General features: G+C 32.8%; 24 protein-coding genes and 1 tRNA gene. 16 read left to right on the top strand and 9 right to left on the bottom strand.

Annotation, left to right across the window (positions count from 1 at the left end; all coding sequences use genetic code 11):
- Nucleotides 1-9 precede the first annotated feature (9 nt).
- From OIU80_RS15235 to OIU80_RS15225, 3 genes are read left to right on the top strand one after another with little or no spacing between them, the layout of a single operon-like run.
- Complete coding sequence (locus OIU80_RS15235; RefSeq protein ID WP_264287847.1) at nt 10-240, top strand: hypothetical protein; 231 nt, start codon at nt 10-12, stop codon at nt 238-240.
- A gap of 41 nt (nt 241-281) precedes the next feature.
- Nucleotides 282-758, top strand: coding sequence for a hypothetical protein (locus OIU80_RS15230; RefSeq protein ID WP_264287846.1), 477 nt, complete (start codon nt 282-284; stop codon nt 756-758).
- A gap of 2 nt (nt 759-760) precedes the next feature.
- On the top strand, nt 761-1474 hold the full coding sequence (locus tag OIU80_RS15225) for a DUF4184 family protein (protein ID WP_264287845.1): 714 nt from the start codon (nt 761-763) through the stop codon (nt 1472-1474).
- On the opposite strand, the gene OIU80_RS15220 is transcribed toward OIU80_RS15225, so the two are convergent.
- Entirely contained in the window at nt 1467-2570 is a 1104-nt protein-coding gene (locus OIU80_RS15220; protein WP_264287954.1) for a glycosyltransferase family 2 protein, read from the bottom strand. The genes OIU80_RS15225 and OIU80_RS15220 overlap by 8 nt on opposite strands.
- Nucleotides 2567-3511 carry a hypothetical protein gene (locus OIU80_RS15215; RefSeq protein WP_264287844.1) on the bottom strand — a complete coding sequence of 315 codons (945 nt, stop codon included), beginning with the start codon at nt 3509-3511 and terminating at the stop codon, nt 2567-2569. Before OIU80_RS15215 ends, OIU80_RS15220 begins: the two co-directional genes overlap by 4 nt.
- A 148-nt stretch (nt 3512-3659) precedes the next feature.
- Between OIU80_RS15215 and ruvC the strand changes: the two genes are divergently transcribed.
- The 9 genes from ruvC to OIU80_RS15170 all read left to right on the top strand — a co-directional run bounded on the left by ruvC (nt 3660) and on the right by OIU80_RS15170 (nt 10181).
- Complete coding sequence (gene ruvC / locus OIU80_RS15210) at nt 3660-4214, top strand: crossover junction endodeoxyribonuclease RuvC (RefSeq protein ID WP_039116297.1); 555 nt, start codon at nt 3660-3662, stop codon at nt 4212-4214.
- 84 nt (nt 4215-4298) lie between these two features.
- On the top strand, nt 4299-5453 hold the full coding sequence (hemW, locus tag OIU80_RS15205) for a radical SAM family heme chaperone HemW (protein ID WP_264287843.1): 1155 nt from the start codon (nt 4299-4301) through the stop codon (nt 5451-5453).
- 181 nt (nt 5454-5634) lie between these two features.
- The gene (locus OIU80_RS15200) at nt 5635-6012 is read left to right on the top strand and encodes a GxxExxY protein (RefSeq protein WP_264287842.1); all 378 of its coding nucleotides are present in this window, start codon (nt 5635-5637) and stop codon (nt 6010-6012) included.
- A 178-nt stretch (nt 6013-6190) separates the two neighbouring features.
- Nucleotides 6191-7156, top strand: a complete 966-nt coding sequence (locus tag OIU80_RS15195) for a D-2-hydroxyacid dehydrogenase family protein (RefSeq protein ID WP_264287841.1) — start codon at nt 6191-6193, stop codon at nt 7154-7156.
- Nucleotides 7157-7271: 115 nt separating this feature from the next.
- Nucleotides 7272-8036 carry a cyclase family protein gene (locus OIU80_RS15190; RefSeq protein ID WP_264287840.1) on the top strand — a complete coding sequence of 255 codons (765 nt, stop codon included), beginning with the start codon at nt 7272-7274 and terminating at the stop codon, nt 8034-8036.
- A 241-nt stretch (nt 8037-8277) separates the two neighbouring features.
- On the top strand, nt 8278-8679 hold the full coding sequence (locus OIU80_RS15185) for a GNAT family N-acetyltransferase (protein ID WP_264287839.1): 402 nt from the start codon (nt 8278-8280) through the stop codon (nt 8677-8679).
- Nucleotides 8676-9026, top strand: a complete 351-nt coding sequence (locus OIU80_RS15180) for a DUF4260 domain-containing protein (protein ID WP_264287838.1) — start codon at nt 8676-8678, stop codon at nt 9024-9026. The genes OIU80_RS15185 and OIU80_RS15180 overlap by 4 nt, the downstream gene beginning before the upstream one ends.
- A gap of 8 nt (nt 9027-9034) precedes the next feature.
- Complete coding sequence (locus OIU80_RS15175; protein WP_264287837.1) at nt 9035-9406, top strand: MmcQ/YjbR family DNA-binding protein; 372 nt, start codon at nt 9035-9037, stop codon at nt 9404-9406.
- A 70-nt stretch (nt 9407-9476) separates the two neighbouring features.
- Nucleotides 9477-10181 (top strand): PH domain-containing protein, encoded by a 705-nt coding sequence (locus OIU80_RS15170; protein ID WP_264287836.1) that lies wholly within the window; start codon nt 9477-9479, stop codon nt 10179-10181.
- A gap of 123 nt (nt 10182-10304) precedes the next feature.
- Here the strand turns inward: OIU80_RS15170 and OIU80_RS15165 are convergent, their stop codons facing one another.
- Nucleotides 10305-11405, bottom strand: coding sequence for a DUF4407 domain-containing protein (locus OIU80_RS15165; protein ID WP_264287835.1), 1101 nt, complete (start codon nt 11403-11405; stop codon nt 10305-10307).
- Between the two features lie 299 nt (nt 11406-11704).
- On the opposite strand from OIU80_RS15165, the gene OIU80_RS15160 reads away from it, so the two are divergent.
- On the top strand, nt 11705-14512 hold the full coding sequence (locus OIU80_RS15160; protein WP_264287834.1) for a TonB-dependent receptor: 2808 nt from the start codon (nt 11705-11707) through the stop codon (nt 14510-14512).
- A gap of 77 nt (nt 14513-14589) precedes the next feature.
- Nucleotides 14590-15648, top strand: a complete 1059-nt coding sequence (locus OIU80_RS15155) for a phytase (protein ID WP_264287833.1) — start codon at nt 14590-14592, stop codon at nt 15646-15648.
- A gap of 182 nt (nt 15649-15830) precedes the next feature.
- Here the strand turns inward: OIU80_RS15155 and pckA are convergent, their stop codons facing one another.
- Nucleotides 15831-17432 carry a phosphoenolpyruvate carboxykinase (ATP) gene (gene pckA, locus OIU80_RS15150; RefSeq protein ID WP_264287832.1) on the bottom strand — a complete coding sequence of 534 codons (1602 nt, stop codon included), beginning with the start codon at nt 17430-17432 and terminating at the stop codon, nt 15831-15833.
- An 80-nt stretch (nt 17433-17512) separates the two neighbouring features.
- Nucleotides 17513-17899 carry a DUF423 domain-containing protein gene (locus OIU80_RS15145; protein WP_264287831.1) on the bottom strand — a complete coding sequence of 129 codons (387 nt, stop codon included), beginning with the start codon at nt 17897-17899 and terminating at the stop codon, nt 17513-17515.
- A 208-nt stretch (nt 17900-18107) separates the two neighbouring features.
- Here OIU80_RS15145 and OIU80_RS15140 point away from each other — a divergent pair, with 208 nt between their 5' ends.
- Complete coding sequence (locus tag OIU80_RS15140) at nt 18108-19478, top strand: saccharopine dehydrogenase family protein (RefSeq protein WP_264287830.1); 1371 nt, start codon at nt 18108-18110, stop codon at nt 19476-19478.
- 182 nt (nt 19479-19660) lie between these two features.
- On the opposite strand, the gene OIU80_RS15135 is transcribed toward OIU80_RS15140, so the two are convergent.
- The 4 genes from OIU80_RS15135 to OIU80_RS15120 form a co-directional block, all read right to left on the bottom strand.
- Nucleotides 19661-20887 carry a M56 family metallopeptidase gene (locus OIU80_RS15135; protein WP_264287829.1) on the bottom strand — a complete coding sequence of 409 codons (1227 nt, stop codon included), beginning with the start codon at nt 20885-20887 and terminating at the stop codon, nt 19661-19663.
- Nucleotides 20884-21255, bottom strand: a complete 372-nt coding sequence (locus tag OIU80_RS15130; RefSeq protein WP_264287828.1) for a BlaI/MecI/CopY family transcriptional regulator — start codon at nt 21253-21255, stop codon at nt 20884-20886. Before OIU80_RS15130 ends, OIU80_RS15135 begins: the two co-directional genes overlap by 4 nt.
- Before the next feature lie 25 nt (nt 21256-21280).
- Nucleotides 21281-21703: a hypothetical protein gene (locus OIU80_RS15125; protein ID WP_264287827.1), complete on the bottom strand. Its 423-nt coding sequence runs from the start codon at nt 21701-21703 to the stop codon at nt 21281-21283.
- A 207-nt stretch (nt 21704-21910) separates the two neighbouring features.
- Complete coding sequence (locus OIU80_RS15120; protein ID WP_264287826.1) at nt 21911-23299, bottom strand: dipeptidase; 1389 nt, start codon at nt 23297-23299, stop codon at nt 21911-21913.
- A gap of 109 nt (nt 23300-23408) precedes the next feature.
- Here OIU80_RS15120 and OIU80_RS15115 point away from each other — a divergent pair.
- Nucleotides 23409-23490, top strand: a tRNA-Leu gene (locus OIU80_RS15115).
- Nucleotides 23491-23609 lie beyond the last annotated feature (119 nt).

Below are 23609 nucleotides of genomic sequence, written 5' to 3'. Positions count from 1 at the left end.
AATTTTTCAATGAAAGATTTTGATGCACTTTTTTTTGATTTCTTTAAAGATAAAAGTAATCCTGATGTTATTTTAACTAAAACGCAGTTTTATAATTATACAGTTCAGATTGCCACTTTTTCAGACCGATTATCAAGTCTGTATCCTGCTCAAAAAGAAGTAGCAGCAAAAAATAAAGAACAATGGCTTTCAGAAAGTTATGAGGATTATTTGTTATTCAAAGCTTCTCAAAAAAAATAATTGTATTTTTATAAATTATAGTTCAATTCAAAACAAAACCCTTGAAGCAATTTTCTCTTTTATTAGTAATTTTTTTGTTTAACTCTTGTCAATATTTTGAGAAGCAGGTACCTTCTGAAAAAGAATTACTGCAAAAAGAATTAAAATCAATTAATTGGAAAGAAGTGGATGAGTTTCCATCGGTGGTTGAGTGTGAAAAAATTGAAAATAAAAAACAACGTCAACAGTGTTTTTTCGAGATAATGACACAGCTCATTCAGCAAAAACTTAGTAGTGATACACTTGCGATTCTTTATCCAGAACTGGATACTATCGAAGTAAAAGTAACAATATTTCCAAATGCCACAATGAAGTTCGAACCACAATTCCCAAAAGATTCGGTGGCTTACGATACTGTAAAGATTGATAGTATTTTGCGTGCACGTTTAGTCGACTTCCCAAAAGTTAATCCAGCTATTAAACGCGGAATTCCGGTTAAAACTCAATTTATATTACCCGTGATTCTTAAGGTTGAGTAACGATGCCATTTACTTTTTCGCACCCAGCTATTGTTTTACCATTTTTAAAGAATAAAAAACTTTCAGCAACAGGTTTGGTAATTGGGTCAATGTCTCCTGATTTAGAATATTTTTTTAGAATGAAAATGCAAGGCGATATCGGACATACTTTTTTAGGGGTGTTTTTGGTAGATATTCCTTTAGGAATTTTAATTGCATTTCTCTTTCATCAAATAATAAAAAGACCATTAATAGATAATTTACCTGACTTTTTTAAACAAAGACTATTTGTTCTTAAAGAAAGTAATTGGTTAAATTACTTTAAGTCTAATATTTGGATCGTTATCGTCTCATTTATATTTGGTATTCTTTCTCATACATTTTGGGACTCATTTACACATATAAATGGATATTTTGTAGAGAGAATATCTTTCTTGGGAGGAGAGCTATATTCAATTCCTGTTTATAAAATCACCCAACATTTAAGCTCTTTAATAGGGATGGGATTAATTCTTTTTTATAGCTATAAATTACCTATACGAATTGAAGAACGGAATAAGATTAATCTAAACTATTGGTTTTCAGTAATAGGTATTTCAGTAATAATTTTGAGTGTACGATTTGCATTTGGAATGACATTTAAACAAATAGGAAGTGTAGTTGTAAGTGCAATTTCCTCACTATTTTTGGCGCTAATCTTTGCAGGATTAATTTTTAGAAATAGAAAAGCTACTTAGAAAACTGTCTTCCTTTCCATTCATAACTTCCTAATAGGCTATATATAGCAACGCTGGTACTGAAAAAAGGATACCATAAGTTTGATAGAATAAAGAAACGCATTTGTTTCTTGGTCAAAAAAGAATTGGTTTGGTAAAGTATTACTGAGTCCAGAATGAACTTCAGGATTAGAATACTTAACAGATTAATATAGTTTGTTTGCAGTGTAAAAAATAGAATCCAAGTTGCTACCACACTTAAATTTGCAAGGAAAACAAGAATACCTAATAATTTTCCGAACGCACTTTGATACGAGCCTGTTTTGGCAGCCCAACGGATTCGTTGATGAAATAAGCTTCTCCAATCTGGAGTTGGTTTTGTAATGATAATATTCTCATCCGCTTTTAAGTAATGTACTTGTTCGGGGAATATTGCAATCGCTTTTTGCAACAAAAAAACATCATCTCCGCTGGCAATTTTATTATTTCCATCAAAGCCATTTAGTTTTTTAAATAATGATTTGGTATAGGCAAAATTGGCGCCATTGCACATAAAACCTTTATTTAGACCAAAGCTTCCAATTGTTGCGCCTTGCAAACTCGTTAAATCCAATTGCTGAAAATGATGTAAAAAGGAAGTATCACATTCGTAAGTAACAGCACCTGCAATCATAGAGACATCATTAAGCTGAATGTAATTGTCTAGTGTTTGCAACCAGTTTTTAGGAACAATACAATCAGCATCGGTTGTAATAATCCATTCATTTGTGGCATGTTGCATCGCTGTTGTGATCGCATCTTTTTTAGGAGAGTTCGAAACACGAATGTTTTTCATGATTTGAATATTGAGTTTCTGAGAAAGAATACAAAAGGCTTCCTCAGAATCATCATCGACTAAAATCACTTCGAAGAATTCTATTGGGTAATTTAATCTTGAAATACTATTTAATAGAATGGGTAAATTTTCTACTTCGTTTCTAAAAGGAACTACAATCGTAAAATGGGTTTTAGGAGGTAATTCGCTAGATTGATATTTTTTTATTTTGGTAAAACCATAACTAAGCCAAGCGATAACAAGACAATAAATGAGTGTTATGGTATACAGAATTAGCATTATTTAGCAGTTTTAGTTTTGAAATTTAAAACATAATAACTTCCAATAAGAACAGGTAAAACCACATTTAAGAACCACATTAATGTAGATATAAAAATCACAATCCATTCGTTCACGCCAAGAATTCCAAAGAAATAAACGGCAACACTTCCTTTTACAGCAAAATCTAAAAACTGAAAAGTAGGTAAAGATGAAGCCAAGAAATAAACAGCTGAAATTGTTGCTATTAATGTGAAATATGGTAAGTCGACATCAAAAGCCAAAAACAGAAAATAATATTGATGTGAAAAAACAAGATAACGACAAATTCCTAAAAGGATGTTTTTTTGATGAATTGATTTTGGAATTTCGTTAATCTTATGAATTAGTTTCTCGATAGAATATCCTTTGATGGTGATTTTTTTTACTAGAAAAACCACAAGAAATAAAACGAGAAGAGCTCCAAAAAGTAATGTAACCGTTGTTGGAGTAATCACATTGTATTTAGAGTTAAAATACATCAAACCAAAAACACCAAAGATAATGGTTAGTACCATTTGTATTCCGTTACAAATCAGGTTTAAAAATACTACTTTTTTAGTATCTTTTTTTTCAAAGAATAATGCTTTTCCAGCATATTCTCCGATACCGTTTGGCGTAAAAAGTCCAGCTGTTAAAGCACCTAGGACTTGTTTTGTAGCTTCAGATACTGATATTTTGTGGATAACCTGAGCTAGATTCTGCCATTTTAAGATTTCGAAATACCGATTTAAAACACTAAATAATAAAATGAATGTAATCCCAGATACTGATTGGTTCTTTTTGAACAAAACAATGAATTTTTGCCAGTCGAGTTTGTCGTTTTGTGCCAGTTGGTTATAAATAAAGTAAAATGCACCACCTACAATCAAAAGTTTGACTACAAGAACAAGGAATTGTTTAGCTTTGTGAGGAATTGAAATCATGCTGCAAAGTAAAGGAAAAACTATTGTAAAAAAGCTATTTCGCAAAGACTCACAAAGAAAATCACAAAGAAATGCAAAGATTTAAATGAGGATAAATAATTCTTCGTGTCTCTTGTCTACTTTGTGAAACTTAGCGCAACAAAAAATAATGACAAAAGAACGCATCATATTAGGAATCGACCCTGGAACAACCATTATGGGTTTTGGATTGATTAAAATCGTCAATAAAAAAATGGAATTTTTGCAACTCAACGAATTGCAATTGTCCAAATATGACAATCATTATCAGAAACTAAAAATCATTTTTGAGCGTACTATCGAATTAATCGAAACACATCATCCAGATGAAATTGCGATTGAGGCTCCTTTCTTTGGTAAAAACGTTCAGTCGATGCTTAAGTTAGGAAGAGCGCAAGGAGTTGCAATGGCAGCAGGACTTTCGAGAGATATTCCGATTACCGAATATGAACCCAAAAAGATAAAAATGGCAATTACCGGAAACGGAAACGCCAGTAAAGAACAAGTTGCCAAAATGCTTCAACAACTTTTAGGATTGAAAGAATTACCTAAAAACTTAGATTCAACAGATGGATTGGCAGCAGCCGTTTGTCATTTTTTTAATTCTGGAAAAGTAATCGGAACAAAGAGCTACACAGGTTGGGATGCATTTGTAAAACAAAATGAGGAACGAGTTAAAAAATAGTCTGCAGTCACAGTAACGGTTTACAGTTATTAACTGAGACTGAGATTGAGACTGAAAACTGAGACCGGAACTAAAAACTAGATAATGAGCGGAATCTACATCCATATCCCTTTTTGCAAGCAAGCGTGTAATTATTGCGACTTTCATTTTTCGACTTCGATGAAGAAGAAGGAAGACATGGTATTGGCTATTGCCAAAGAAATTGCCATGCGCAAAAATGAGTTTAAACTTCTCGACTCTGCAGGAAGTGACAGCCAAATTGAAACCATTTATTTTGGTGGCGGAACTCCTTCGGTACTAACAAATGATGAAATAAATTTTTTAATTTCAGAAGTTTACAAGAATTATAATGTTGTAGAAAATCCTGAAATTACACTCGAAGCAAACCCTGATGATTTATCTGCAGAACGAATTTTTGAGTTGTCAAAAAGTTCAATAAATCGCTTGAGTATTGGAATTCAGTCTTTTTTTGAAGATGATTTGAAGATGATGAATCGCGCCCATAATTCGATGGAAGCCAAAAAATGTCTGGAAGAAGCAACCAAATACTTTGATAATATTTCTTTGGATTTGATATACGGAGTTCCGGGAATGAGTAACGAAAAATGGAAGCATAATATCGAAACAGCATTGAGTTTCGGAATCCCGCATATTTCGAGTTACGCATTGACAGTGGAACCCAAAACTGCTTTGAGTAAATTAATACAAACAGGAAAAGTAGCTAAACCAAACGACGAGGTGGCTTCGGCTCATTTTATGATTTTGGTAGAAACCCTTGAAGCAAACGGTTTTATTCATTACGAATTATCGAATTTCGGAAAAGAGAATTATTTTTCTAAAAACAATTCGGCATATTGGCTGGGGAAAAAATATATTGGAGTCGGACCTTCGGCACATAGTTATGATGGTGTTTCTAGAAGTTGGAATATCTCGAATAATTCACTTTATCTAAAATCAATTCAGGGTAATCAATTGCCAAATGAAGTGGAAGTCCTTTCGGTATCCGACCGTTATAACGAATATATTATGACCGGATTACGAACAATATGGGGAGTTTCATTAGATAGAATCGAAAAAGAATTTGGAACCGATTATCTAGTTTATCTAAAAAAACAAACAGAGAAGTTTCTGAATGATGAATTGGTTTATATCGAGAATAATATTTTAAGACCAACTGCAAAAGGAAAATTCCTGACTGATGGGATTGCATCAGATTTATTTTATTTAAATTTGGAATAATGGGATTAACCGCAAGGTTCGCAAGGGTTTTACGCAAAGGCGCAAAGTTTTAGTTTATTTTTAATGTAGGAATAGTTTTATTTTTAATTGTTTTAATATTAGATTTACTTTGTCTAAATATTAAGAAAATTGTGTATTCTGAGGCTTCTGGATTGCGCTTTTTTCGGTTAAATAAAAACTTATGACTGAGAATGAATTGTCTAAAATTGTATTCGATTGCGCATTAAAAGTACATCAATCATTGGGCTCTGGACTTTTAGAAAGTGCTTATGAAGAGTGTTTGTTTTATGAATTGAAAAAAAGAGGTTTAGTAGTTGAAAAACAAAAAGCATTACCTTTAATTTATGAGGAAGTGAGGTTGGATATTGGCTATCGTCTGGATATTGTAGTAGAAAATAAATTAATTTTGGAAATAAAATCGGTAGATGCCTTAAATGATATTCATTTTGCGCAGTTATTGACTTATTTAAAATTGACAAATTGTAAATTAGGTTTACTAATAAATTTTAATGTTGTTTTAATAAAAAACGGAATTCGAAGAGTTGTAAATAATCTATAATTATTATTAAAAGGAATTAAACCATTAACTACAACATCGCTAAGAGAAAACTTTGCGACCTTAGCGTAAAACCCTTGCGAACCTTGCGGTTAATTTTTTTAGCCACAGATTAAATGGATTTAAAAAAGTTAGTGAATTAGTACAAATTAAAAACTTTGCGGTTAAAAACGAAAGTATTATGAGAATTACCATATTAGATGATTATCAAAATGCAGTTGCAAAACTAGAATCTTTCAAAATGCTGAAAGGATTGGATGTTACTATTCTGAACCATACTGAAAAAGACAATTCAAAATTAGCAGAGCTATTACAAGACTCGGAAATTATTGTTTTAATTAGAGAAAGAACAGAGATTTCAGATGACTTGCTTTCGAGATTGCCTAAATTGAAACTTATAAGCCAGACAGGAAAAAAATCGAATCACCTTGATATTGCTGCGTGTACAAAATATAAAGTTGCAGTTGCCGAAGGTATCGGTTCGCCTGTAGCTCCGTCTGAACTTGCGTGGGCATTAATCATGAATACAGCTCGCCAAATTCCTCAAGCCATTCAGGGAATGAAAGAAGGAAAATGGCAAACTAATATTGGTTCTACTATTCGAGGCAAAATAATTGGTATTTGGGGCTATGGAAAAATAGGGCAACAAATTGCTAAATATGCAAATGTGTTTGGAGCAACGGTTTTGGTTTGGGGAAGTGAAAATTCGAGGAACCAAGCTGTTTTTGATGGATTTCAAAAAGCAAATTCTAAAGCAGAATTCTTCTCTCAAAGTGATATCATCACATTGCATCTTAGGCTTAATGAAAGAACCTTCGGGATTGTAAAAGAAGCCGATTTAAGTTTGATGAAGCCAACCGCAGCTTTAATTAATACCGCGAGAGCCGAATTAATAGAAAAAGGAGCTTTATTAAAATCGCTTAAAAACGGAAAACCAGGATTTGCAGGAATAGATGTTTATGAAGAAGAACCTATTTACGATGTGGATTTTGAATTGCTAAAAATGCCAAATGTTGTTTGTACACCTCATATAGGTTATGTCGAGAAAAACAGCTACGAACTCTATTTTGAGAAAGCTTTTGAGAATGTAATTAATTATATCAATAGTAATCCAACAAATATTGCAAATCCCGAAGCATTACTTTAAATTTGGATCATAAGTTTAACCGCAAAGTTCGCAATCTCGAAGCGTCGTTATACGATATGAGCGCTGAGAAACAAAACTTAACGACCTTTGCGGTTAAAAAAAAGGGCTTAAGAATATGAAAGCAAAAATTAATAATGAATTCGAAATTGACTTATCAAAACCTATCGATATTTCTATTCCGCTTACGAATACAGATGAAAATCCGATTGCTTGGTATATCGAAAAACCAGTAATTGAACCTGTAGTTTTTGGTGATTGGATAGGGAAGGTTTCCGAAGGGAAATCATCTACCAATTTTAATAATATATTCTTTAATCCGCATGGACATGGTACACATACCGAATGTCTTGGGCATATTACACGAGAATTTTATAGTATTAATCAATCGCTGAAAACATTTTTCTTTTTGGCCGAATTAGTTTCTGTTGAAGCAGAAGTTCAAGGAGAAGATTTGGTGATTACTAGAGAGCAAATTCAAGATGGATTGACTACTTCAACTTTTCCAGAAGCAATAATTATCAGAACCCTTCCAAATCAAAAATCTAAGAAATCAGCAAAATATTCAAATACGAATCCACCGTATTTGTCTGAGGATGCGGCGATTTTCATTCGCGAAAGCGGAATTCAGCATTTATTAATTGATTTGCCAAGTGTAGATAAGGAACATGACGAAGGAAAATTATTGGCACACAAAGCGTTTTGGAATGTAAAAGATGTAAATAATCTTAATGCTGATGCAAGATTAAGCGCAACAATTACCGAAATGATTTATGTTACTGATGAAATAAAAGATGGAAGTTATATACTGAACTTGCAAATTGCATCGTTTGAAAATGACGCGAGTCCATCAAAACCTATTTTGTATAATTTAATCCGTTGATTGTAATTAATTTTAACACATAGGAACATAGTTTTGTACTCTCAAAAAAAGACGTTTCACTTGTTTAAATGCACAAAGCTAGTTATGTGAAAGAAATGTATTTCTTTTTGCTTTCTTTTATACATAAAATCTATGTTCCTATGTGTTAAATAAAAATTTCATGAATTACATCTAATTGGTTAATTTAATACTTTTGACTAAGGATCAAAGTTTTTTTATCCTTCTAAAATCGACAATCAAGATGATTACAGTTAGCACTGATAAAAATAAATTAGATGTCCCGTTTATTCAGCATTTCCTAAAAGATATTTATTGGGCTGCGGGTCGTACAATAGAAGAAGTACAAATTACTATTGACAATTCGTTTTGCTTTGGAATTTTTCTGGACGATAAACAAATTGGCTTTGCACGTGTAATTACTGATTATGTAGTTTTTGCTTATGTAATGGATGTTTTTATTACTGAAGAACATCGAGGGAAAGGTTATTCGTCGATTCTAATTGAAAGAATGATAAATGAACCTGCATTAAAAGACGTTAAAATATGGAGATTAGCAACAAGTGATGCGCATTTCTTATATCGCAAATTTGGCTTTACAGCATTAAAAAGTCCAGAGAAAATGATGGAAAAAGTAGTAAAATGAAAACAGTTATTAAACTAGAAGAGTTAGGTTTATTTGTTCTGGGAATATACTTGTTTAGCCAGTTAGATTATCAATGGTGGTGGTTTCTGGTTTGGATATTAGTACCCGATTTCTCCATGCTTGGTTATGTAATTAATGCTAAAGTTGGTGCTTTTTTATATAATATATTCCATCATAGAGGAATTGCTGTTTTGGTTTATATTTTAGGATGTTATTTAAAATTAGAAGCAGTACAGTTTATTGGAGTTATTTTGTTTTCTCATTCTTCAATGGACCGCATTTTTGGTTATGGATTAAAGTATGAAACAGGATTTAAATACACGCATTTAGGTGAAATTGGTAAATAAGAAATGATATGAATTTAGAAACGTATTATGAATATTGTCTTTCTAAAAAAGGAGTTACAGAGCATTTTCCTTTTGATGAAGAAACATTGGTATTCAAGGTTGGCGGAAAAATGTTTGCATTATCATCTTTGACCCAATGGGAAAAAAACATTCCTTCGGTAAATTTAAAATGTGATCCAGAGCGTGCTCAGGAATTACGTGCTGAATATGATGATATAAAACCAGGTTTCCATATGAGTAAAGTACACTGGAACACTATTACTATAAATGGAGATTTGCCTACAGCTTTTATAAAAGAACTTATTGATCATTCGTATGATTTGGTTTTCAAAAGTTTGACAAAGAAAATTCAGAATGAAATTATTGAATTAAAAAATTAGGCATTACATTTGCAACGTAAGACAAAAAACTAGCAACTCAGTTACTTTGTAACTTAGCAACTTATAAAATATGAAAGAACAATTTAAAAAGTTTTTAAACGAGGAACAAGATCCAAAAGCGATTGAAAAAATTACTTCAAAACTCAATGATTTATTGATGAGAGGTGAAGAAATTGGATATATTGCAGTTCAAAAAAAACCGGCAATCACTGTTTTTCCTGATAGCATTGTTGTAACAAACAAAAGAATTATAATATGTAAGCCTAAAAACTTAGGTCTTTCGATGGATTTTACTGATTATACGTGGGATGATATTGTTGGTACATTTGTAAAAGAAAATATTCTAGGTTCAGAGTTTTCTTTTTCTACCAAAACCGATATTCAGTTTTCAATAGATTATATTCCTAAAATTCAGGCAAGAAAGATTTTTACTTACGCAAAAGAACAGCTAGATATACTTAAAAATCCAATTCTTGCAACTGTTCCTGCTCCTGAGATTGCAGAACCTGAGGTAATTGAGCCGATAGAGGAAGAAGAAATTGAAGAAATTGAAACTGAAGAAGTAACGAATTATGCTGAAATTATACCAGCGACTCCAATTTATAACGAACCGATTCAAGAAACTTCATTTGCTACAGGCGAAAGAAGGTTAAGTGATATGTCACAAGATGAGCTTTTTGAAAAACTACAGAATTACAAGAAGTTATTAGACAACGGATTGATTATGCAAGGGGAGTACGATGCATTCAAAAAAGAGATTTTGAGTTATATGTAAGTAAGTCTGAATGTCCTAAAGTCAAAAGTCTTAAAGCCATTTAGGTTATAAATAAAAAAGTCGAAAATAGTAAAGTTTCTATTTTCGACTTTTTCTTTTAAATAATATTGGTCACTTTAAGACTTATAGAGTCGCTTTCTGTTTTTCTACAAAGCGATGCGCTTGTAATTCGAGCAATTCTTTTGCTTTTTGTCGCTGTAAGTTGTAGATGTCTTTATCTTCGGCAATATCAGCATAAACTTTGTCATGCATTGCAGCGCTAGTTTTTACTAATAAACTACGTTGGTATTTATTCTGTTCCAAAGTAGCTTTTAAGGCTGTTTCTAGTTCTTCTTGTTTAAAATCATATTCTCCTCTTGGAGATAATAATTTGGCTATAATAGGCGATGTTTCTATGGCAAGAAACAATAACATAATAAAGAAAGAAGGAACCCAAGGTAGTTTGTTTAGAGCATTTATTCTAGCCATTAAGCCATCAAATCCATCAATTATAGGTTGTGTTTCGGATACTTTTTTGTCTACATCGGCTTGAAGTACTAGTGCTGCTTTTTCTTTTACGGCTATTTTGGCCTCATTCTCAGTTTTTAGCGTAGCAAATTCTTTTAAAGCAGCATCGTGTTTGTCACGTTTCTCTTTATAAACAGGTCCTTTGCCTAAACGTTTTGAACCGGCTGTTCCTTCAGCTTCGGTAATGTAGGTCGAGTATAATGCATTTACCTCTTTTTCCTTTTTAAGAATATCATCTTTTAATCCGGCTATTTCGGCTTTGTTTTTGTCTAAATCGGATTTGTAGTAGTTGCCAACTTCTTTTTTATTGGCAAGAGCCATCGCATTTTTCTCTTTTAATAAAACGGTGTTGATTTCCTTTTCAAAAATTTTAATTTCTAAAGGTTTTGAAATTACGATTGCAATAATAACTGCTAGAATAATTCGTGGTGTTGCCTGTAGAAATTCATCCCAAAAACGGTCTCTTTTTTTTATTGTAGATACAATAAAGCGGTCCAGATTAAAAATAAGTAAACTCCAAACAAATCCAAAAGCCATGGCTGGATATATAGAGTCAAAAACGGTAAATAAGGCATATGCACTTGCAATAAATGCCATTACTGCGGTAAAGAAAACGGTAGCTCCAATACCTACGTATTTGGTTTGTTCGCTTCCAGAACAGTCCTCGAGGAGATTTTTATCTGCTCCTGAGCAAAGGATAAAAAATTGTTTCAACATGATTGATTGTTTTTGATTGATTGATAAGGCAAATTTAGCGCCAAAAAATTAATATTGAGGTAAATAGTTGATATGTTTTTGATTAGAGTTTTGTTTTCGTTTTTAAAATAGGATTTTATTAGAGTTTTTAAATTGTAATAATGTTAACTCTACTCAATCTTTTTAAGGGCTTGTGTTATTTTAAAGTAAAAAAAATATGCTTAAAAAGAAGAAGCATAACGATATGTTAAATTTTTCAAGAGGTAGAGTTAATATGCAGGAACTAGTTTCGCATCATAGAAAAAACAACCAAAACCAAGATGAAAAAAAATTGTTTAGTATTAGTTCTCTTTTTAATAACCTTAGTTGGTTATGCTCAAAAAGGAATCGTTTCTGGAAAAGTATTGGATGCAGATGATAAGCTGCCTTTACCAGGAGCAATGATTGAAATTGTAGGTCAGAATAAATATACTATTTCTGATTATAACGGAAGATATGAATTGCTTAATGTAATGTCTGGATCTTATCAGGTAAAAGTAAAATACATGGGATATACTGAGAATATTCAAGATGTAGTTATTAGTGATGGTAAGAATGCAGTGATAGATTTTGCTCTCAAATCTTCAGGAACAGAATTAAATGAAGTTGTTGTAGGTGATATACTGAAAGGGCAAGCAAAAGCTTTAAATCAACAAAAAACGAATAAGAATATAGGTAATGTTATTTCTGCTGATCAAATGGGGCGTTTTCCTGATGCAAATGTTGGTGATGCTTTAAAACGTGTACCTGGAATTACAATGCAGAATGACCAAGGGGAAGCTAGAAATATCATTATTAGAGGTTTAGCACCTTCCTTAAACTCTGTAACTTTAAATGGGGATCGTATTCCATCTGCAGAAGGGGACAATAGAAATGTACAAATGGATCTTATTCCATCAGATATGATTTCGACTATTGAAGTAAATAAAACACTTACGCCAGATATGGATGCCGATGCTATCGGGGGTTCTGTAAACTTGATTACGAGAGCAACGCCTAATGGTGAAAGAATCTCGGCAACAGTAGCGGGAGGGTATGCGCCAATTCGTGATAAACTTATTTATACAGCAGGATTAGTTTATGGAAATCGTTTTTTTGATGGTAAGCTTGGAGCAGTGGTAAGTGGTTCTTATAATAATGTAGATTACGGTTCAGATAACATCGAGGCTGCTTGGACTAAGGATAAGTTCGGGAATGAATTTTTGAGTAAATCAGAAATTAGAAAATACGATGTGCAACGTATTAGAAGGAGTGGAGCAATAGCATTGGATTATAAATTTGATGAAAATAACACCATTTTTGCTAATGGGATTTATAATTGGAGAGATGATAGAGAAAATCGCTATAGAACTACTTATGACGATATGAAACCTATTTATAATGGCGAACAAATTACAGGTTTTACAGGAAGAGTAAAACGCCAGACAAAAGGTGGGGTTGATAATAATCGTAATAAAAATAGAAGACTCGAAGATCAGCGAGTACAGAATTATGCATTACGTGGAGAGCATTTAATAAATTCTAATTTAGATTTAGATTGGTCTGCAAATTATTCGACTGCAAGAGAATATCGTCCACAAGAGCGTTATATCGAATACCGTCAGAAAGGACTGAATACAGCTCAGAATTTATCGGATTTAGAGTTTCCTTTGGTTACAACAACAGGTGAGGCTTTGGATAAGTTTAAGTTTGATTCGGCAACAGAAAATACAGATGAGACTAAAGAGAGTGAATTTGGTGCTAAAATAAATATTAGATTTCCTTTTACAATAATTCCTTCTGAGAAAGGAAGATTGAGAACAGGACTTAGATTAAGAATGAAAGAGAAATCGAGAGATAATATTTTTTACTCTTATGAGCCACTAAGCGGAATGGAAACTCTCGCCAATGTTGGAACCAGTCATTATGATGGGGCCGATTTTAATGCAGGTAGTAAATATGTACCAGGTACATTTGTTTCAAATTCTTATTTAGGAGGTTTAGAGTTAAATAATCCTGCTTTGTTTAACAAAGAATTGAATCCTGCTGAATTTTTGACTGTAAATTATAATGCCAAAGAAAATATTTATGCTGCTTATGTAAGATGGGATCAGGATTTTAATGATAAATTGTCTATGATTTTAGGTTTCCGTTTAGAGAATACGCATATTGATTATACAGGAAATCGCGTTTTGGACGAAGAAGAATTAGAAGGGAAGATCAATACAACCAATTCATATACAAACGTAATGCCTGGAATTTCATTTAAATATAATGCGACAAAAGACTTGGTATTAAGAGCTGCTGCAACCACTGCATTGGCACGACCTGATTATTATGCATTGGCTCCATATATCAATAATATTGCTGCCGATTCGCAAATTTTAGCTGGTAATCCTGATCTTAAAGCAACCTATTCTTATAATTATGATTTCATGGCTGAGAATTATTTTAAATCTGTTGGTTTGATTTCAGGAGGATTTTTCTATAAAAATTTAAATGATTTTATTTATACCTATAGTGATAATCAATACACGACAGCAAAATTTGCAACGGATTTTCCCAATCAGCAAAATCCAATTCCAGCAGGAGATAATTGGACACTTATCCAACAAAGAAATGGAGATAATGTAGATGTTTTTGGTTTTGAAGTAGCATTTCAGCGTCAATTGGATTTCTTTACAAGCCCATTTTTAAAAGGATTCGGAATTTATTTAAACTATACATATACAAAGTCAACCGCCAAAGGTATTGCTGATGCCGAAGGAAATGAAAGACGCAATATAAGTCTTCCGGGAACATCACCACATATGTTTAATGGTTCGTTATCATGGGAAAACAAACGTTTTTCTGCTAGAGTTTCGACTAATTTTACTTCAGATTATTTAGATGAGTTAGGTTCTGATGAATACAATGATAGTTATTATGATAAACAGCTTTTTGTAGATGCAAATGCTTCATTTAAAATTACGCCAAAGATTCGTGTTTTTGCAGAAGCAAATAATTTGACTAATCAACCATTACGTTATTACCAAGGTGTAAAATCGCATACTAAGCAGGTAGAATATTACCAAGCTCGATACAATTTAGGATTGAAATTTGATTTTTAATATTTAATTACAATGAATTTAGTTATGATTGACAGGAATAATACATTCCTGTCAATTCTTTTAAAAACAACAATAACATGAAAAATAAATTTATACTACTCATAGTGAGTGCTTTTTTGGTTTCTTGTGGAAGTAAGTTAGCTCCAGTTCGTAAAGATGCCCTTAAACCAATAACTGTAACCGAGCCACTTCCGCATGATACAGATGATCCGTCAATTTGGATACATCCTACAGATCCATCAAAAAGTATTATTGTAGGAACAGATAAAGATACCGATGGCGGATTGTATGCTTTTGATTTAAATGGTAAAATCTTAGTTAAATCGGAGCCGTTAAAAAGACCAAACAATGTTGATATTGCTTATGGGTTAATTGTTAATGGGAAAAAAATAGATGTAGCAGTTACTACTGAAAGAGAGAGTAATAAAATAAGGGTTTTTAGCTTGCCCGATTTAAAGCCTATAGATAATGGAGGGATTGCTGTTTTTGAAGGAGAGTTATTACGTGATCCAATGGGAATTGCATTATATACCCGACCTAGCGATCATGCAATATTTGCTATTGTAGGAAGAAAATCAGGACCTTCGGGTAGTTATTTGTGGCAATATCAATTGTCAGATATAGGTAACGGAATAGTTGGTGCTAAAGTAGTACGTAAGTTTGGTTCTTATAGTGGGAAAAAAGAAATTGAAGCTATTGCTGTAGATAACGAGTTAGGAGTAGTTTATTATTGTGATGAGCAATTTGGAATAAGGAAATATGTAGCCGATCCTGCGAGTAATCATAGCGATGTAGAACTTGCTGTCTTTGGGAAAGGTGATTTTAAAGCAGATAATGAAGGAATTGCCATTTACAAAAAAACGGCAACTACAGGATATATATTGGTTTCTAACCAACAAGCAAATACCTTCATGGTTTATCCACGTGAAGGAGCTAATGGAGATTTAAATAGTTATCCTTTGCTTGCTGAAATTCCCACTTCGACAATAGAGTGCGATGGAGCCGATGTGACGAATGTGAATTTAGGAGGTGCTTATAAAAACGGTCTTTTTGTGGCAATGAGTAATGGTATGACTTTTCATTATTATAGCTGGGATTCTGTGCAGAAACGTATTGATGAGCAAGTGAAAAAATAAGTATTTAGTTTTCAGTTCCAGTCATAAGTTACGGTTTCCTTTATAAATACTGTAAGTACACCGATGGTGAAGGCTGACACTGTATACTGATACTAAAAACTGATACTAAAAACGAGTATAAATACAAAAAAGAGCTGTTCAATTGAACAGCTCTTTTTTTGAATTAGTAAGTAAGACGTTTATTATGCTAATGGTGCTCCTGCCATAATCTCGGCATTGGCAAACTCTTCAAATTTCGCAAAATTAGCTTTGAATTTCTCCGCTAATTCTACTGCTTTAATATCGTATAATTTTGGATCTGCCCAAGTGTTTCTAGGATTTAGAATCTCGTTAGGTACATTAGGACAAGTCTGTGGTTTTGCAATTCCAAAAACAACATGATTTTCGTAAGCTACGTTGTCTAATTCTCCGTTTAAAGCGGCAGTAATCATAGCACGAGTGTATTTTAGTTTCATACGAGTTCCTGTTCCGTATGCTCCACCAGTCCATCCTGTATTAATAAGCCAAACTTTTACATCGGCATCTTTCATTTTTTTGCTCAACATTTCTGCATAACGAGTTGGGTGCAACGGCATGAATGGCGCTCCAAAACAAGCTGAGAAATTTGGTTGAGGTTCGTCTATACCAGCTTCTGTTCCAGCAACTTTAGCAGTGTATCCAGAAATAAAGTGGTATGCAGCTTGTCCAGGTGTAAGTCTCGATATTGGAGGCAAAATACCAAATGAATCGGCTGTTAAGAAGAAAATGTTTTTAGGGTTTTTACCTATAGAACCTGGTTGAATATTATCAATATGGGTAATAGGGTAACTAACTCTTGTGTTTGGCGTAATTGAGATATCATCATAATCTACCTCATTTGTACCTGGTTTAAAAACTACATTTTCTAGTAAGGCTCCTTTTTTAATAGCTCTAAAAATGTCTGGTTCATTTTCTTCCGTTAGGTTGATTACTTTAGCGTAACAACCACCTTCAAAATTGAATACAGTGTTTTCATTTGTCCAACCGTGTTCATCATCACCGATTAATTTGCGGTCTGGATCTGCAGATAAAGTTGTTTTTCCTGTTCCAGATAAACCAAAGAAAATAGCTGTATCTCCATCTTTACCAACATTAGCACTACAGTGCATTGGTAATGTGTTTTTAAATACAGGCAAGATGAAATTTAAAGCTGAAAAAATTCCTTTTTTCATTTCTCCAGTATAACCTGTTCCGCCAATAAGAGCTATTTTTTTTGTAAAATCTAAGATTGCAAAATTGCTTTGTCTTGTTCCATCTACAGCTGGATCAGCCATGAAGCTTGGAGCACAAATTACGGTCCATTCAGGAGTAAAGTTTGCTAATTCATTTGCTTCTGGTCTCAAGAACATATTGTAACAGAATAAATTAGACCATGCTGTTTCAGTTACAACACGTACATTTAATCTGTAATTTGGATCTGAACAAACGTATGAATCTCTAACAAAAACTTCTTTGTTAGATAGATATTGAGTGACCTTGTTGTATAATTTTTCGAAGGCAGCTGGTTCAAAAGGAATGTTCACTTTTCCCCACCAAACTTGGTCTTCTGTAACACTATCTTTTACAATAAAACGATCTTGAGGCGAACGTCCTGTAAATGTACCAGTGTTAATTGCTAATGCACCTGTTGAGTCCTCTACACCTTGACCAGACTGTATCGTGATGTTGTGTAATTCGTCAGCCGATAACTGATAATGTATTGTTGCATTTTTAATCCCTAACTCATTTAGCGAAATCGATTGCGTAGATAACGTTTGATTGTCCATAAACTTTAAGTTGTTGTGTTTTATTTTATAGACTGTAAAATTAGATATTATATTTTAGATATAGTTTTATATAACGAATTTTATGACTTTTGTTTGATAATTTTAACAAAAAGAACACTCCAAGCAAGAATTAATAGGAGTCCGCCTATCGGAGTTACGAATCCAATAATTTTAAAATCAAATGATGTAAGGTTATTCGTCGAAAGTAAGTAAATAGAACCTGAGAATAATATCACTCCAGCTACAGCTAGATTGTAAATAACTCTAAGTGTTTTTTGAGAAAGTTCATTTCGTGTAGCTACAAAAAACAAAAAGAATGCATGATACATTTGGTAGCGAACCCCAGTTTCGAAGGTAACTAGTTCTTCTACAGATAAAACTTTTTTTAGAGCATGCGCTCCAAACGCTCCCAAAATGATAGCTATCATTCCTAATAAAGCAGCTGTTGCAATTATTTTTTTATTCATCACAAAAATAGATTAGTGTTTACAAAAATAGGTTTAATACTTTCAATCTGGGAAAAAATTAAGACAACTTTTTGAAATATTTTAAGTCGTTTTAAATAGATAAATTCTGTTTATTTTTGCTTTAAAATAATATTTAGTTCAACATTTTAACATTATTTTATTGTTATGAATATAACAATATTGTATGTTTGTGTTATATATGTAAAATATGAGAGTAGTTTTGGTCATTGGAGCAGGTAGATCGGCGTCGTCATTAATACGGTATTTATTGGACAAGTCCGTAAAAGAAAACCTTCATCTTATTATAGGAGATTTGTCTTTGGCTCTTGCTGAAAAGAAAACCAATGGTCACCCTAATGCTACTCCAATTGCGTTGGATATTTTTGATAAAGAACAGCGAAGGCTGGCTATACAGCAAGCAAACATTGTTGTATCAATGTTACCAGCTCATTTGCATATAGAAGTTGCCAGAGATTGTTTGCTTTATAAAAAACATATGGTTACCGCATCATATATAAGTGACGCGATGCAGGAATTAGACGAGGAGGCAAAAGCCAATAATCTAATTTTTATGAATGAAATTGGGCTAGATCCTGGTATTGATCATATGAGTGCCATGAAGGTAATCGACGAAATTAGAGATAAAGGTGGCGATATGCTATTGTTTGAATCTTTTTGCGGTGGACTTGTGGCTCCGGAGTCGGATAACAACTTATGGAATTATAAATTTACTTGGGCTCCGCGAAATGTTGTTTTGGCAGGGCAGGGTGGTGCTGCTAAATTTATTCAGGAAGGAACTTATAAGTACATACCGTATTGCAACTTGTTTCGTAGAACTGAGTTTTTAGAAGTAGAGGGCTACGGCAAATTTGAAGCTTATTCTAATAGAGATTCTTTAAAATACAGATCTATTTATGGTCTCGAGGATATACTTACTTTATATCGTGGAACGATAAGAAGGGTTGGATTCTCCAAAGCATGGAATATGTTTGTGCAATTAGGAATGACGGATGATAGCTATGTTATGGAAAATTCTGAGAACATGAGTTACCGTCAGTTTGTGAATTCTTTCTTGCCTTATCATCCTACAGATTCAGTTGAAATAAAAATGCGTTTGATTCTTAAAATAGATCAAGATGACATTATGTGGGATAAGCTTGTTGAGCTTGATTTGTTTAATCCTAATAAACTTGTTGGGTTAAAAGATGCTACTCCAGCTCAGATATTAGAAAAAATACTTTCGGATAATTGGACATTACAGCCTCATGATAAAGATATGATAGTGATGTATCATAAGTTTGGATATGTATTAAATGGTGTAGATACACAAATAGATTCCAAAATGGTTTGTATTGGTGATGATCAAACCTATACAGCAATGGCAAAAACGGTGGGATTGCCTGTTGCTATGGCTACATTATTGATATTAAATGGAAAGATTACAACTCCTGGGGTTCAATTGCCAATAAATAAAGAGGTGTATCTGCCAATTTTAAAAGAATTAGAAGAATATGGTGTTGTATTTCATGAGCAGGCTATGCCTTATTTTGGATATAATCCTGATAAACTTCTTAATTAGTAGTTTTTTGAAATTTTTTTTTAGAATTTTTTTTAGTTTTTTATTTGATCCGCTTCTAGAACAGAAGCGGATTTTTTTATTTGTCAATATTTTATGCTTTAAATAGAGAAATGCTATGAGATGGTTTTAGAAGAATTTTATGATTATAATTTAAAAATTATTCTCTAATAAAAGCAGTCTATTTATTCTGGTGCTGATTGAACTGTTATCGGTAAATTGTACATTACTTTTGCTGGTTCGTTATTTATTGTACCTGGTTTCCATTTAGGAGAAAGTTTTATTACACGAATAGCTTCATCGCCTAAGCCGTAGCCTAAATCTTGTGTGATTGTAAAATCGGATAAAGAGCCGTCCTTTTCAATAAAAAATTGTACGTACACTTTACCTTTGATTTTGTTTTTTGTAACTTCTTCGGGAACTTTGAAATTCTTTCCAATGAATTTGTAAAATTCGTTCATTCCACCCGGATATTCTGGTTGTGTTGTGTCTTGAATTGAATTAGAAAGAAATTTTGGAGGTTCGTTTTCTGCTTTTCTGTTGTTTGCTTGTGCAATTGTAGTATTGCTAAAAGCGAAAAATAATATAGCGAGTACAAAGCCTACTGCTGCCGTTTTTAATAGTATTCTTAATCGGGATTCTTGTTTTGTCATCATAAGTAGTCGTTTTTTGGTTATTTGAAAATTAATAGAACTGGCAAGCGCAATCTGACTTTGGTTAGAAGCCATTTTTAATAGCAAGTTTTGATAGTATGAAACAGAGTCTAATTGGGTTATTACAGCTTCATCGGCTAGGAATTCATGATTTAGTTTGATTGCTTTTTTGTAAAGTAAAATGATTGGATTAAACCATAATAGAATTTGGATTAGCTCGATAAAAATGATATCGAAGGAATGTTTCTGCTCGATATGAGCTGTTTCGTGTGTGATAAGCTGCGGATCGATTAAATCATTTTTTAGATCATTTTCGTTTATAAAAATGGTATTTAAAAAAGAATGTGGCAATACAGGTTCCTGAATTAAAACTGCTTTTTGATTATTGATAATTAACGATTCGCTGTATTTTATTTTTTTATGAAAGGAATACAAATTCATAGCAAATCGGATGATTAGCAATGTAGTAATGATTAGATAAAGTGCTAATAGACTATTTGTTATTATTTGGCTGTTGGTTATTATGTTTGAATTTTGTGAATTATTCAACACCATTTCTGGTAATTGAATTGCATTTAGTGCTTTTGCTATTTTTGTATCAAATGCGAATAGTTGCAATGGGATAATTAAACTAAAAAGTAAGCTTCCTAATAAATAACCCCGATTAAAACGGAACATTTTTTCATTTTCTAACCATAATTTATATACTACAAAGAGAATCAGAAGTAGTAATGACGATTTTAGGATGTACGTTATCATTTTTTCTTTTTTTGAATTTGTGAGTCAATTATTTTTTTGAGTTCTTCTAATTCCGAAGTTGATAAATTGGTTTCGGTTGTAAAGAACGAAGCAAATTGTGATGCCGAATTGTTGAAGAAATTACTAATCAATCCGTTTACGTGTTTTGAGAAGTAATCTGTTTTTTTTACCAATGGGTAATATTCTCTTGAGTTTCCAAATTCGTTGTATGCGACGAATTTTTTATCAATCATTCTTTTTAATAACGTTGCTACAGTTGTGGTTGCTGGTTTTGGTTCAGGATATGCTTCGAGCAAATCCTTCATAAACGCCTTTTTTAGTTGCCAAAGGTGTTGCATTAATTGTTCTTCGGAGTTTGTAAGTTGCATTTTGTATCTGTTTATTGTGTTGTTCTTAAGGATTGAATTGTTCTGAAATTAATTTTCCATCATAGTATTCTTTAATCGCTATATATTTTCCTTTGTCTGAATAGTATTTCCAGTCTCCGAAATAATACCAATGTGTTAGTTTAGCTTCGGAATCGATTTTTGTTTTTCCTTTTGATTCGATTTTTCCGTTTTCATAATAGTTTTTTACATAACAGATTCCGTTTTTGTATTTTTCTATTTTGTGTATTTTTCCGTTTATGTATGATTTCCATTTTTTAACGGGCTCATTATGTTTATAGTATTCTATTGATTTGTATTGAATGTTATCTTGTACGTAGATATCAATCCATTTGCCTTCTTTTTTCTTGTCGATTTTTTGATTGATCTGTTCGGTTTTACAACCTAAACAGGATAAAAGTAGTATTAGGAGAACTATTTTTTGATTCATTTTGCTCTACGTTTATAGATTGTGTTCTACAAATGTAGAGTTAATTTTTTAATGTGCAACTATTTTTTAATAAAGTTACTGAGTTACTAAGTGGTTGAGGTTCTGTGGTTTTTTATTAAATGTTTCTTGCGCTCGCTTTAGCATGGAACGTCATAAAAAAAAATCCGCTCATTGCTGAACGGATTTTAATGTATGTTGCTGTATGAACTATTTAGAAAGCTCTACAAAATATTTGTAAAACAACGGAATAGTTTCAATTCCTTTTAGGTAATTGAAGATTCCGAAATGTTCGTTTGGTGAGTGAATTGCATCGCTATCAAGTCCGAATCCCATAAGGATTGTTTTGCTTTTTAATTCTTTTTCGAATAATGCCACAATCGGAATACTTCCGCCTGAACGAACCGGAATTGCAGGCACTCCAAAAGTTTCTGTATATGCCATATTTGCTGCTTTGTAACCAATGCTATCAATAGGAGTTACATATCCTTGACCACCATGATGTGGATTAACTTTTACAGTAACGCCAGCTGGTGCGATGCTAGTAAAATGTTTTGTAAATAACTCTGTAATGTGCTCCCAATCTTGGTTTGGAACCAAACGCATAGATATTTTTGCGAAAGCTTTGCTAGCAATAACTGTTTTAGCTCCTTCGCCTGTGTATCCGCCCCAAATTCCGTTTACATCTAGTGTAGGTCGTATTGAGTTGCGTTCGTTGGTTACATATCCTTTTTCGCCATAAACATCATTTAAGTCTAAAGCTTTTTTATATTTTTCTAAACTAAAAGGTGCTTTTGCCATTTCGGCTCTTTCTTCTAGTGATAATTCTTCGACATTATCGTAGAATCCTGGAATTGTAATGTGGTTGTTTTCGTCGTGTAATGAAGCAATCATTTTTGCCAATACATTAATTGGGTTTGCAACCGCACCTCCGTATAAACCAGAATGCAAATCACGGTTTGGTCCAGTAACTTCAACTTCTACATAACTTAATCCACGTAATCCTGTTGTTATCGATGGTTGCTGATTAGAAATCATTCCTGTATCAGAAATTAAAATAACATCATTCTTTAGTTTTTCCTGATTGCGCTCTACAAACCATCCTAAACTTTTAGAACCTACTTCTTCTTCACCTTCGATCATGAATTTTACGTTACAAGGCAAAGTGTTGCTTTGTACCATATATTCTAAAGCTTTTACGTGCATGTACATTTGTCCTTTGTCATCGCAAGCACCGCGAGCAAATATGGCTCCTTCTGGGTGAATTTCGGTTTTTTTGATAACAGGTTCAAATGGAGGAGATGTCCATAATTCTATTGGATCTGGTGGTTGAACATCATAATGTCCGTAAACTAATACGGTTGGTAAATTTGGGTCGATTATTTTCTCTCCATATACAATTGGGTAGCCCGGAGTGTCGCAAATTTCGACAAAATCGCATCCCGCTTTCTCTAAACTTGCTTTTACAGCCTCGGATGTGTCAATTACGTCTTGAGAATATGCAGTATCTGCACTTACAGATGGAATTTTTAATAATTCGATTAACTCATTGATAAAGCGTTCTTTGTGTTCTTGAACGTATGCTTTTATAGTGTCCATTTAAATTGATTTTTATAGAATTTCAAAAATACGAAAAATAGAATTAATATTTTTTTTCAAAAATGCTTTGATAATTAGAAGTTATGATTATCTTTGCACCCACAATTGAGCGGATATGGTGAAATTGGTAGACATGCCAGACTTAGGATCTGGTGCCGCAAGGCGTGTAGGTTCGAGTCCTATTATCCGCACTACTTACTTTAAAAACCCTTAAAACTATGTTTTAAGGGTTTTTTTTATGCCTTTATTTTAGGTAGATTTTTGGTTTTTAGAATCTAATATAAATTCATTTTTGGATCAATACGAAAAC

This window comes from Flavobacterium frigoritolerans, from assembly GCF_025847275.1.
Taxonomy (GTDB): Bacteria; Bacteroidota; Bacteroidia; order Flavobacteriales; family Flavobacteriaceae; genus Flavobacterium; species Flavobacterium frigoritolerans.
The sequence above is the reverse complement of the archived record's forward strand: the minus strand, read 5'-3'. Positions and strand labels throughout refer to the sequence as shown.